Source organism: Streptomyces sp. NPDC004327 (genome assembly GCF_042873935.1).
Classification (GTDB): domain Bacteria; phylum Actinomycetota; class Actinomycetes; order Streptomycetales; family Streptomycetaceae; genus Streptomyces.
Genome location: NZ_JBIAME010000005.1, coordinates 675954 through 688096, shown reverse-complemented (window position 1 = coordinate 688096; position 12143 = coordinate 675954). Strand labels below are relative to the sequence as shown.

Genomic DNA, 12143 nt, shown 5'->3' with positions numbered 1-12143 from the left:
CTGAGGACGCCTCTCCGCCGTCGCCCTGACGGCGGCGGCGCGGCCCCGCCCCCCCCCCCCCCCCCCCCCCCCCCCCCCCCCCCCCCCGCGGCCCCCCCCCCCCCCCCCCCCCCCCCCCCCCCCCCCCGGCGGGGGGGGGGGCCCGGCCCCCCCCCCGGCCCCGCCCCCCCCCCCCCCCGCCCCAAGGGATGTCAGGACTCGGCGCCGCCGGTCTCCCGGCGCACCGAGAGCAGGTCCTCCAGCTGCTCCTCGCGCGCCTGCGTGGCCACGAACAGCAGCTCGTCGCCGGCCTCCAGGGTCTCCTCCGCGCTCGGCGTGAGGACCCGGGAGCCGCGGATGATCGTGACCAGGGAGGTGTCCTGCGGCCAGGCCACGTCGCCGACCTGCGTGCCCGCGATCGCGGACTCCGGCGGGAGCGTCAGCTCCACCAGGTTGGCGTCGCCGTGGCTGAAGCGCAGCAGCCGGACCAGGTCGCCGACGCTCACCGCCTCCTCGACCAGGGCCGACATCAGGCGCGGCGTCGAGACGGCGACGTCCACGCCCCACGCCTCGGTGAACAGCCACTCGTTCTTCGGGTTGTTGACCCGGGCGACCACGCGCGGCACGCCGTACTCGGTCTTGGCGAGCAGCGAGACGACCAGGTTCACCTTGTCGTCGCCGGTCGCCGCGATGACGACGTTGCAGCGCTGCAGCGCGGCCTCGTCGAGCGAGGTGATCTCGCAGGCGTCGGCGAGCAGCCACTCCGCCTGCGGCACCCGCTCCACCGAGATGGCGGTCGGCGCCTTGTCGATGAGGAGGACCTCGTGCCCGTTCTCCAGCAGCTCGCCCGCGATGGAACGGCCCACCGCGCCCGCGCCGGCAATAGCGACACGCATCAGTGACCGCCCTCCTCGGGACCCTCGGCGAACGCCGCCTCGACCTTGCCGATCTCGTCCGTACGCATCATCACGTGCACGAGGTCGCCCTCCTGCAGCACCGTCTGCGACGTCGGCAGAATCGCTTCGCCCAGTCGGGTGAGAAACGCCACCCGCACTCCGGTCTCCTCCTGGAGCCGGCTGATCTTGTGGCCGATCCAGGCGGGGGAGGTGTGCACCTCGGCGAGCTGCACACCGCCGCTCGGGTCACGCCACAGCGGCTCCGCGCCCGACGGCAGCAGTCGCCGCAGCATCTGGTCGGCGGTCCAGCGGACGGTCGCGACCGTCGGAATGCCCAGGCGCTGGTAGACCTCGGCGCGCCGCGGGTCGTAGATCCGGGCGGCCACGTTCTCGATGCCGAACATCTCGCGCGCGACCCGCGCGGCGATGATGTTCGAGTTGTCGCCGCTGCTCACCGCGGCGAAGGCACCGGCCTCCTCGATGCCGGCCTCACGCAGCGTGTCCTGGTCGAAGCCCACGCCCGTGACCCGGCGCCCGCCGAAGCCCGAGCCCAGACGGCGGAAAGCCGTCGGGTCCTGGTCCACGACCGCGACCGTGTGGCCCTGCTGCTCCAGGGTCTGCGCGAGAGCGGCGCCCACTCGCCCGCAGCCCATGATGACGATGTGCACGTCCCCTTACCCCGCACTCCTGATCGCCCTGCTGACCTGCGAAAACACCCTGATCACAACTTTCCTCGCCCGACTGCCCGGGCTGCGGCGGACAACGCACACGCGTGCTGTCCGGTCCGAGCTTATGCGGCGACGCTGGCCGGGACCTCATCCGAGGTGGTAACCAGGGAGATTCGGTGCGGATCGGGGTGGGGGGTCACGCGGCTCATTTCGAACGCTTACGATCCTCTGTTGTGTCCAAACTGACCGACGTGCCCAAACGGATCCTGATCGGGCGGGCCCTGCGCAGCGACAAGCTGGGCGAGACCCTGCTCCCCAAGCGGATCGCCCTTCCCGTGTTCGCCTCCGACCCGCTGTCCTCGGTGGCGTACGCGCCCGGTGAGGTGCTCCTCGTCCTCTCCGTGGCGGGCCTGTCGGCCTACCACTTCAGCCCCTGGATCGCGCTCGCGGTCGTGGTGCTGATGTTCACGGTCGTCGCCTCGTACCGGCAGAACGTGCACGCGTACCCCAGCGGCGGCGGCGACTACGAGGTCGCGACCGTCAACCTCGGGCCGAAGGCCGGACTCACCGTCGCGAGCGCCCTGCTCGTCGACTACGTGCTGACCGTCGCCGTCTCGATCGCCTCCGGCATCGAGAACCTCGGCTCCGCCGTCCCGTTCGTCGTCGAGCACAAGGTGGCCTCCGCCGTCGCGGTCATCGTGCTGCTGACGCTGATGAACCTGCGCGGCGTCAAGGAGTCCGGCGGCCTCTTCGCCATCCCGACGTACATCTTCGTCTTCGGCGTCTTCGTCATGATCGCCTGGGGCGCCTGGCGCGGCCTCGTCCTCGGCGACACCATGAGCGCCCCGACCGCGGACTTCGAGATCAAGGCGGAGAAGGGCGGGCTCGCCGGCTTCGCGCTGATCTTCCTGCTGCTGCGGGCCTTCTCCTCCGGCTGTGCGGCCCTCACCGGTGTCGAGGCCATCTCCAACGGTGTGCCCGCCTTCCGCAAGCCCAAGTCGAAGAACGCCGCCACCACGCTCGCGCTCATGGGCGGCCTGGCCGTCACCATGTTCTGCGGCATCATCTTCCTGGCCATGGCGACGAACGTGCGGATGGCCGAGAACCCGGCCACCGACCTCCTGCACAACGGTCAGCCGGTCGGCGAGTCCTACGTCCAGGACCCGGTCATCTCGCAGGTCGCCGCCGCCGTCTTCGGCGACGGGACGTTCTTCTTCGTCCTGCTCGCCGCGGCCACCGCGCTCGTCCTCTTCCTGGCCGCCAACACGGCGTACAACGGCTTCCCGCTCCTCGGCTCGATCCTCGCCCAGGACCGCTACCTGCCGCGCCAGCTGCACACCCGCGGCGACCGCCTCGCCTTCTCCAACGGCATCGTGCTGCTCGCCGGCGCCGCCGCCCTCCTCGTCTGGATCTACGGCGCCGACTCGACCCGGCTGATCCAGCTCTACATCGTCGGCGTCTTCGTCTCCTTCACCCTCAGCCAGACCGGCATGGTCCGGCACTGGAACCGCCACCTGGCGACGGAGACCGACCCGGCCAAGCGCCGCCACATGATCCGCTCCCGCGCGATCAACGCCTTCGGCGCCTTCTTCACCGGCCTCGTCCTGGTCGTCGTCCTCGCCACCAAGTTCACCCACGGCGCCTGGGTCGCCCTGCTCGGCATGGTGATCTTCTACGTGACGATGACCGCGATCCGCCGGCACTACGACTCCGTCGCGGCCGAGATCGCGGCCGCCGAGGAGCGCCCCGACGAGTACGTGCGGCCTTCCCAGGTCCACTCCGTCGTCCTGGTCTCCAAGCTCCACAAGCCCACCCTGCGCGCCCTGGCCTACGCCAAGCTGATGCACCCGAGCGGCCTCGAGGCGCTCACCGTGAGCGTCGACCCGACCGAGACGAAGGCGCTCAAGGAGGAGTGGGAGCGGCGCGGCATCAACGTACCGCTGAAGATCCTCGACTCGCCGTACCGCGAGATCACCCGGCCGATCATCGAGTACGTCAAGAACCTGCGCCAGGAGAGCCCGCGCGACGCCGTCTCCATCTACATCCCGGAGTACGTCGTCGGCCACTGGTACGAGCACATCCTGCACAACCAGAGCGCCCTGCGCCTCAAGGGCCGGCTGCTGTTCACGCCGGGCGTGATGGTCACCTCCGTGCCCTACCAGCTCCGGTCCTCCGAGGCCGCGAAGAAGCGGGCCCGCAGGCGCCAGGAGTGGAGCGCGCCGGGCGCGGTGCGCCGCGGCCCCGTGGAGAAGGGGCACAAGGAACCGGCGGGCAAGAGCAAGTAGAGCAAGTAGACTGGTGGGCTGCTGTTGGACGGCAGCCCACCTTTCTTTCCCCCACGTCTTTCTTTCCCTCACATCTTTCTTTCCCCCACGTCCTCACCCACCGTCTCGCCCGTACCTTCCTGGAGCTTCCGGTCATGCAGAACACCCCTGTCACCTCGCTGGTCGGGGAGGAGTACGAGGTCGAGGTCGGCCCGGTGGCCCACGGCGGCCACTGCATCGCCCGTACCGAGGAGGGCCGCGTCCTCTTCGTCCGGCACGCCCTGCCGGGCGAGCGGGTCCGGGCCCGGGTGACCGAGGGCGAGGAGACCTCCCGCTTCCTGCGCGCCGACGCCGTCGAGATCCTGCAGGCGTCCAAGGACCGGATCGAGGCCCCGTGCCCCTTCTCCGGCCCCGGCAAGTGCGGCGGCTGCGACTGGCAGCACGCCAAGCCCGGCGCCCAGCGCCGCCTCAAGGGCGAGGTCATCGCCGAGCAGCTCAAGCGGCTCGCGGGCCTCACCCCGGAGGAGGCCGGCTGGGACGGCACCGTCGTCCCCGCCGAGGGCGACAAGCTGCCCGCCGGCGAGGTGCCGCAGTGGCGCACCCGCGTCCAGTACGCGGTCGACGCCGAGGGCCACGCGGGCCTGCGCAAGCACCGCTCGCACGAGGTCGAGGTCGTCGACCACTGCATGATCGCCGCCCCCGGCGTCACCGAGCTCGGCATCGAGAAGCGCACGTGGGAGGGCATGGCCTCGATCGAGGCCATCGCCGCCACCGGCTCCCAGGACCGCCAGGTCATCCTGACCCCGCGCCCCGGCGCCCGCCTGCCCATCGTCGAGCTGGACAAGCCGGTCTCGGTCATGCGCGTCGGCGAGAAGGACGGCGGCGTCCACCGCGTCCACGGCCGCCCCTTCGTCCGCGAGCGCGCCGACGACCGCACCCACCGCGTCGGCAACGGCGGCTTCTGGCAGGTCCACCCGAAGGCCGCCGACACCCTCGTCCGCGCCGTCATGCAGGGCCTCCTCCCGCGCAAGGGCGAGATGGCCCTCGACCTCTACTGCGGCGTCGGCCTCTTCGCCGGCGCCCTCGCCGACCGCCTCGGCGACAACGGCGCCGTCCTCGGCATCGAGTCCGGCAAGCGCGCCGTCGAGGACGCCCGCCACAACCTCGCCGACTTCCCGCGCGTCCGCATCGAACAGGGCAAGGTCGAATCCGTCCTCCCGCGCACCGGCATCACCGACGTCGACCTCATCGTCCTCGACCCGCCCCGCGCCGGCGCCGGCAAGGACACCGTCCACCACCTCGCCGCCCTCGGCGCCCGCCGCATCGCCTACGTGGCGTGCGACCCGGCGGCGCTGGCGCGGGACCTCGGGTACTTCATGGAGGGCGGCTACAGGGTGCGGACGCTGAGGGCGTTCGACCTGTTCCCGATGACGCACCACGTGGAGTGCGTGGCGATCCTTGAGCCCGCCGAAAAGGGCCGCTGACCTGGCGTTTCTCCGAGTGTGCGTTATGGGCGTTACGTGCGTAATCTTGACGCATATTCGACGCACGTGACGCACGTTTGACGCACGCACGGCGCGGTTTCTGATTGGTCGTCATGCGCGATGGGTGGCCGCCGAGTGGAGCCCCCCAGCTGCGTGGTTGTAGGCACCTTAAGGCGTCTGGGGCACGGGCTGCCGAGCTGTTGGCGGCCCCTGCCCCGTCCGCTTCTCGGTAGTGACGTTCCGTGAGGCTAGGGTGTCCGGCGTGTGGTGTCACGGGCCGTACGGGCTCCAGTGCCCGAGAAAGGGCCTGAGATCGTCGGCTCGTGGTTCGGGGATGTCGGGCAGTCGCGGCGGTGTGTTCAGCGGGTCGAGGCGCTCCACGCGTGCTGTCGCCCAGCCGATCCACGCTTCGGCTTGGGTCCCGGCCTGACCTGGGGGCATGGCCTCGACCCGGGTGCGTACGGCGCTCACGTACTCCGCGAGTCGGGTGGCGTGGCGCCATGCCGCCTCCTGCGCCTCGAAGCGCCGGACGCGATACGCCTCGGCGTACTGGACGCGCGCTTCTTCCATGGCGGCTTCCCAGCGGATGCGCTTCTGACGCGCCGCTTCAATCTCGTCGAGACGTCTGCGCTCGGCGGCTTCGCCGCGAAGCGTGACCTTTTGCGCGGCCTCGGCGAGCTGGTCTTCGAGGGAGCGTGCGGGGGTGTCGGCCCATTCGCTCGCCCGGTGCGGCTGGCCGCCGCTGAGGACGAAACGGAGGCGTTCGGACGGGGTGTAGTCGAAGCGGGGGATCCTGATCCAGGAGTTCTTCTTGGCCTCGGCGAGTTCCTTCTCGGTAGCGACGTGCTCGGTCCTGCTCCTGGAGGACAGGGAACCCCACTGCCTGGCCCTGTGTCGTGATGGTGAAGTGAGGATCTGCCCTGCGGCAGTGATGATCAGCGCCTGGATAAGCCTGAGGGCGCGTCCTTGGGCGGACTTGGTGAGGCTCAGCGGCTGGGGTTCGTTCTGCATGGCCCGGACCACGGTGTGCGGCCGCGCGAGCCGGGAGGGCACGGGGACGGGTTCGAGGACGACGAGGCGCCAGGCGGGGACGTCGACGAGTTGGATCTCGTACCCGCCACGGCGCCAGCCCCCGTACAGCTCCTTCGTCTCAGGGACCCTTCCGGACCTGCGTGCCGCGGCGACGCGGGACGGCCACTTCTCCAAGCCCGGACCGCTGCCGCTCTTGACGATCCTGCCGCCGGCCTCCGCGAGCTCTTGCAGCAACTGCTCCGTGAACGTCACGCGAGGCTGTGGGGGGAGGGCTTGTCTTTCGCTCGGCTGTCGGAGTCTCCAGGGCTCGGGTGGGCGGCGGTTGCGGAGTGACGACCTGGGTCTTCCGTGGGCGGGTAGGTGCCGTGCGCCAGGTAAATGCTGGCCAGCAGCTGTCAGGGCGGCGCTCCACTGGCCACCCTTCCGGGAGGCCGTGACCAGGCCCTGGTTCTGCAGCGCCTGACACGTGGTCTTGTAGGAGCTGGTCTCCCAGACGTCAGTAGGGCACCGGGCTGCCACCCACTCAAGTACCGCAAGTTGACGTTCATTGACTGGCCCGTTCCAATGGTCTGCCCTCGACTTATGGCTGTCATGACGGGGTGGATGGTGTCAGTGATCGTGGTGCAGGGCAGGTGCTGCGTGGAGGGTTCACCTGAAGCAGTATCCGATGTCGCCTTTGCCCCGGCAGAATTCGATCCTGTGCACACAGTTCCGGAGGCCGTCGTGGCATTCGATGGTTTCCCAGGTCGGCGGGATATCTGATGTCATGTTAGGGGCTCCGGCTCGCGCATGTCCCGTGAAAAGAGAATGCCCTATTCGACCATTTCGCGCTTTCCCGCCTTGTGTTGAGAGCCTGGCGCGACGTGGCGGATGCTGTGGGGCGTCGGCGGGTGCAGGGGTGCGCGCATCGGGCTTCGAACCGAACGAGTGGGCGGTCGGGGTGCGTGCGGCTGAGTGCCTCCGACCTCCGGGAACATAGCGGCCCTCGGTAGCCGTAGGGTCGTGTGCCGGTCGAGTGTCGAGTGCGCCCGAGGGTGTGCGTGACCGTCGGGCGCTATTTCCGAGCGGGGGTCCATTTCATGCCGAGCCGGTACGCGCGGGAGATCACGCCCTGGACACCGGGACCGTCCGCCGGGGTGAACCACCGCACCTCGCGCCCGACGACGAGTTCGCCCTTCTGGCGCTTGATGAGGGCGATGGCGCACGCGTGCGCCTGCGGCGGGCATTCGTCCAGAACCACCCGGAAGCGGTCGCCGCGGTCGGAGGTCAGGGTCACCACCGCGTCGAGGCCGCGGAAGTCTCCGGACCCTTCGTAGATGTAGACGAATAGCAGGAGCTTCTGGAACTCGGCCTGGTGGTCCAGGTTGATGACGAGGTTCTCTCCCGTCTCCCGGGCCCCGGTCCGGTCGTCCGAGTCGAGGGCGACATACGGGAAGCGGTCCACCGCGCCGAACGCGTTGCCCAGGGCCTGCACCACGGCCTTGGAGCCGTCGGTACAGCGGATCTTGCAGCCGAGGTCGAGATCCACCGTCCTGGCCGCGGCCGACCGCAGTGACGCACGGAGCCGGCCGAACAGGCCACGAGCCTCGCCGGTCGCCTGCTGGGCGACGGCCTGCGGCGAGGTCCAGTTGAGGTTGACCTTGATCAGTCCCGAGGTCACTCCGTGCTTGTCCAGGGAGACCGAGGGCGAGGCCTTTGTCAGGTTCACAGTGGCGGGCTCGGTCATGCGACACCTTTCGGGGAAGGCCCGGGGAGCCGGGGTGGTCGACGACCATACAGGCGGGGTGTGAGGCACCGCAGGGAACCGGTTGTTGACGGCCTGACACGAGGATGAGCCCGTCAGCCGGGCAGCCGTTAGTGTGAGGGCCGTTGGGGGAGTCCGAGCTGGAGCGGAGCGCGGAGAGTCGTGGGCGGTCTTACGGAAGCGAAGCTGAGGGCGCTGGCCGGGGAGCGTTCGTTCGAGCGCGGGCTCGCTTACGTCGACGCGGTGTCCGGGGTGGAGTTCGGCGACGGCTGGATCAGGGCATCGGTAAGCGGCACGGAGCGGTACCAGGTGGAGCTGCTCCTGGGCGGGCGCGGGAAGCCGGCGGGCACGTGCGGTTGCCCGTACGGCCAGGAGGGCAACTTCTGCAAGCATCTGGTCGCGCTCGGTCTGACGGCCATGCTCAGGAGGCCGACCTGCCTCGTCGGCGGAAGGAGGCCCGGGACCGGACCCGAGGCTTCGACGCCTGGCTGACCGGCATGTCACGGGACGATCTGCTCGCTCTTGTACGGGAAGAGATGGCCGAGGACCGGAACCTGCGGAGGCGTCTGGAACTGCGGGCGGCGAGCGCCCTCGGCGACGTGGCCGGGATCCGTTCTCGTATCCGCGAGTTGCTCGACAGCGGCCCTTTTGCCCAGTACAGCTACGTCGAGTACGCCGACGTTCACGCCTACGCCGACCAGGCTGCGCAGGCGGTCAACGCGATCCGGTCACTGACGGCCTCCGGCCGGGCGGCCGACTCGATGGCCTTGTCCCGGGAGGCGATCGGGATGCTGGCCGCTGTGGTCGAAAGCGTCGATGACTCCGACGGCCGACTCGGGGAGATCGGCGCCGGCCTGGCCGACGCCCACCATGACGCCTGCCGCGCGGCCCGCCCCGACCCGGAGGAACTCGCCCACTGGCTCGTGACGCACGCGCTCGACGACGCGGCCGAACTGGCGGACATCGACCCGCTCGACTACGAGGACCTGCTCGGTGAGCGGGGGATGGCTGCCCTGCGTCGGTACGCGGTCGAGGCATGGCAGGCGAACCGCACCGGCTGGGCCGAGAAGTACCTGATGCAGCGCCTCGCGAAGTCGGGGCGGGATATCGACACGGTGATCGCCGTGCACGCCGCCGGCCTCGCGCCGAACGGTCACACCCACCTGCTCATCGCCCGCGAACTCGACACCGTCGGCCGTACCGCCGAAGCCCTGGAATGGGCCGAGCGCGGCATCCAAGAGACCGGGGACCTCGCCACCGTCGACATCGCCCTGATCGACCACCTCGCCGACCGCTACACCCGGACCGGCCGGCCCGCCGACGCCGTCACCCTGCGCCGGGACCACTTCGCAGCCCGCCGCACCCTGCTCGCCTACCAGCAGCTGCGTGCCGCGGCCATTGCCGCCGCGTGCTGGCCGACCGAGCGCGAGAAGGCACTGGCGCCTCTCCGCGCCGATGCCGAACGGGCGGATACGCACGGTGGCCGGGTCCTCGTCGACATCCTGCTGGACGACAAGGACGTCGACGCCGCCTGGCGGACAGCCGGCGAGCACGGCGCTCACGACGGCCAGTGGCTCACCCTCGCCGACCAGTCCCGCTCCACCCGCCCCGCGGATGCCCTCGCCGTCTACCTCCGCCTGGCCGCCCGCCTCACCCCCGAGACCGGCAACCGCGCCTACGAACAGCTCGTCAGCCTGCTCCTGGGCATCCGCGACTGTCACCGCCGCCTCGGCACACCGGACGATTTCACCGCGTACATCACCGACCTGCGCGCCGCCCAAAAGCAGAAGCGGAACCTGATGCGATTGATGAACGACCACGGGCTGTGAGTTGCCGCGTCCACAGGACCAGCTCAGATGCCGGATCTACGCCAACGCCGGCTACTTCAAGGAGGATCCTTGCCGCTCAGGACGAGGGGGAAGGAAGCTGCTGCCCTTGCCGCTGAAGGAGACGTACAGCTCCTCCCGGGCGCGTGTACAAGCGACGAACACCAGACACCGCTCAGTCAACATGTCCGTCTCGTGTTGCAGCTGGTCCACCTCGGCCGGTGTGACCGCCGGCGGAAAGGGAAAGGCGCCCGCTGACACGCCGAGAACTGCCACGTTCCGGAACTCCAGTCCCTTCATCGCGTGCAGCGTCGCGAGACGTACTCCAGCGTCCTTCGCATCGGGGCCGTCCTTGACGAACACCGTTGGTACGCCGGCACTCTCCAGCCGATTCCTGACCTTGTCGAGCGTCTGGTGAAACCGGGCCGCCACAGCCATCTCCGCTGATGGCACCCCGCTCTTCACCCAACCGCCGATCTTCTCCACGAGGGCAGTCAATTCGGCGTTTTCACTGCCGAAATCCTCGAGGGTCGGCCTGCGGCCGTGCAGGAGGGAGTGGTAGCCGGCAAGGGAGTCAGTGCCTTCGCCCGACAGTGACTCGACGGGCTCATTCTCCATCAGATGGGCGGCCCAGCGGAGGATCTCCTCCGTGCTGCGGTAGTTGATACGCAAGCGGCTCGACCGTCCCGTCACCGAGATGCCGAGTGCAGCGAGCGAGACGCGGGAGTCGTAGATCCGCTGATGTGGATCGCCGGTGATGAACAGGTCGTCTGGGCCCGGAGCGACGGCACCCCGCAGAACGCGCCACTGGGCCGGGTGCAGGTCCTGGGCCTCGTCGACCACGACGTGTGCGTACGGGGCGTCTCCCGCATCAGGGCCACTCAGAAGTCGGGCCGCATCCGCGCACAGCTGCAGATACGTACGCTTTCCGTCCTTGCGCAGCCCCTGCTCGAACATCTGCATCGCCCGCCACAGCTGGACGCGCTTGACCGGCCCGAGCGCCGACCCCCTGCCACGCCGCACGGCACGCAGGTACTCGTCCTCCGAGGTGAGGGACTGGGCCAGGACGACGTGCCGGTATTCCTGGGAGAGGAACTGCTCGCTCCAGGGGAGACGGAGCTGCTCCCGGATCTTGCGCCAGCGAAACCGTTCGTCCGCGTCGTCACACAGTCTGGGCACGAACCCGCGCCGGCGGCGGAAGATGTCCCGGGCCAGAGCGTCGACCGTGGTCACGTCGACGCGTCGCAGCAGTTCCTTGTCCTCCACCAGGAGCGTCAGGCTCTCCCGGAGAGTCCTGGCCAACGCCGTGGTGTAGGTCGTGAGCAGGATTCTCCGGTTCTCGGGCGGCCTCTGGAGCAGGTGCTTGACGCGATGCAGGGCGACCACGGTCTTTCCCGTGCCGGGACCGCCGCTGACCTGGGCGGAGCCGCCGAAGGTCGCCCTATAGGCGACGCGTCGTTGGGCGGGGTGGAGGAAGACGCGCCACGCGGCGAAGGGCTTGGTGAGGATGTCCTCCAGCTCCTCTGCCCCGGTGACGACGGTAATGCGGCTGTGGGTGTTGGCGATGGCCGTGGACAGGTCGTCGGGGTCGTAGGGGCCAGGGTCCGTGGGGCGCCTCAGGACGACGACCTCGCGCCAGACGGTGTCCTCGTCAAATCCTTCCGCAAGGTATTGCAGGACCTCGAACTGGTCCTCGGGGAAGAGCGAGGCGAACGCTTCCAGCTGCGGTTTGTCGAGGATCGTCCGTGCCGCACGCAGGGTGCGCTCGTCAATCCCGAGTCGGGTCAGCGACGAGTCGGAGAAGGCGTCGAAGAGCCGTGCGGATGCCTGCGCCGCCGTCTCCTCCAGCACGGGTGTGAGCTGATCGATCACGACGACATTGCGGACTTCGAGACCGCGCGTGGCGGTGTTGACGGTGTAGAGGCGCTTGGCCGCCCAGTCGTAGGCCTTGTCGTGCGGGACCACATTGACCAGGAGGAAGGTGTCGCCGCCGTCATCCGGAGCGAGAACCACGCCTCGCCAGAAGTCCGTGATCCTGATCGTCCGCATCCGGCGGTCGGCCGCGTTCTCCACGGACTCGAGGTGGAGGCCCTTGTCGGCGTGGAGTTCCGCGACCGTCAGCTGCTGGAACTTCTTCATCGCCTTCCGTACGCCTGCGCGGACGGGTTTCTCCAACTGCTCGAACTTGTCCCAGAAGGTATTGGCGAACGCCAGCTGCGGCAACGGACCGTCCCTCCCCGTGCGGTACGA

7 protein-coding genes and 1 pseudogene are annotated in these 12143 nt (G+C 69.6%); 3 read left to right on the top strand and 5 right to left on the bottom strand.

The window, feature by feature from the left end; translation table 11 throughout:
* Positions 1–191 precede the first annotated feature (191 nt).
* A complete protein-coding gene (locus ACFYU9_RS20685) occupies positions 192–875 on the bottom strand; it encodes a potassium channel family protein (RefSeq protein ID WP_389207791.1) in 684 nt (227 codons plus the stop codon).
* Positions 875–1543, bottom strand: a complete 669-nt coding sequence (locus ACFYU9_RS20680) for a potassium channel family protein (RefSeq protein WP_389207789.1) — start codon at positions 1541–1543, stop codon at positions 875–877. The genes ACFYU9_RS20685 and ACFYU9_RS20680 overlap by 1 nt, the downstream gene beginning before the upstream one ends.
* A 233-nt stretch (positions 1544–1776) precedes the next feature.
* On the opposite strand from ACFYU9_RS20680, the gene ACFYU9_RS20675 reads away from it, so the two are divergent.
* A complete protein-coding gene (locus tag ACFYU9_RS20675) occupies positions 1777–3828 on the top strand; it encodes an APC family permease (protein WP_389207788.1) in 2052 nt (683 codons plus the stop codon).
* A gap of 134 nt (positions 3829–3962) precedes the next feature.
* Complete coding sequence (locus tag ACFYU9_RS20670) at positions 3963–5291, top strand: class I SAM-dependent RNA methyltransferase (RefSeq protein ID WP_389345652.1); 1329 nt, start codon at positions 3963–3965, stop codon at positions 5289–5291.
* Between the two features lie 270 nt (positions 5292–5561).
* Here ACFYU9_RS20670 and ACFYU9_RS20665 read toward each other — a convergent pair whose 3' ends face one another.
* Together ACFYU9_RS20665 and ACFYU9_RS20660 are read right to left on the bottom strand one after the other, a co-directional pair.
* Complete coding sequence (locus ACFYU9_RS20665; RefSeq protein ID WP_389345651.1) at positions 5562–6575, bottom strand: hypothetical protein; 1014 nt, start codon at positions 6573–6575, stop codon at positions 5562–5564.
* Positions 6576–7377: 802 nt separating this feature from the next.
* Entirely contained in the window at positions 7378–8049 is a 672-nt protein-coding gene (locus ACFYU9_RS20660) for a hypothetical protein (RefSeq protein ID WP_389345650.1), read from the bottom strand.
* A 180-nt stretch (positions 8050–8229) separates the two neighbouring features.
* Here ACFYU9_RS20660 and ACFYU9_RS20655 point away from each other — a divergent pair.
* Positions 8230–9896: pseudogene (locus ACFYU9_RS20655) on the top strand (SWIM zinc finger domain-containing protein).
* Between the two features lie 51 nt (positions 9897–9947).
* Here ACFYU9_RS20655 and ACFYU9_RS20650 read toward each other — a convergent pair.
* Complete coding sequence (locus ACFYU9_RS20650) at positions 9948–12116, bottom strand: UvrD-helicase domain-containing protein (RefSeq protein ID WP_389345649.1); 2169 nt, start codon at positions 12114–12116, stop codon at positions 9948–9950.
* Between the last annotated feature and the right edge of the window lie 27 nt (positions 12117–12143).

Coding starts and splice junctions, on each gene's coding strand:
- ACFYU9_RS20660 (WP_389345650.1), bottom strand. CDS start 8,049: ATGACCGAGCCCGCCACTGTGAACCTGACAAAGGCCTCGCCCTCGGTC.
- ACFYU9_RS20685 (WP_389207791.1), bottom strand. CDS start 875: ATGCGTGTCGCTATTGCCGGCGCGGGCGCGGTGGGCCGTTCCATCGCG.
- ACFYU9_RS20670 (WP_389345652.1), top strand. CDS start 3,963: ATGCAGAACACCCCTGTCACCTCGCTGGTCGGGGAGGAGTACGAGGTC.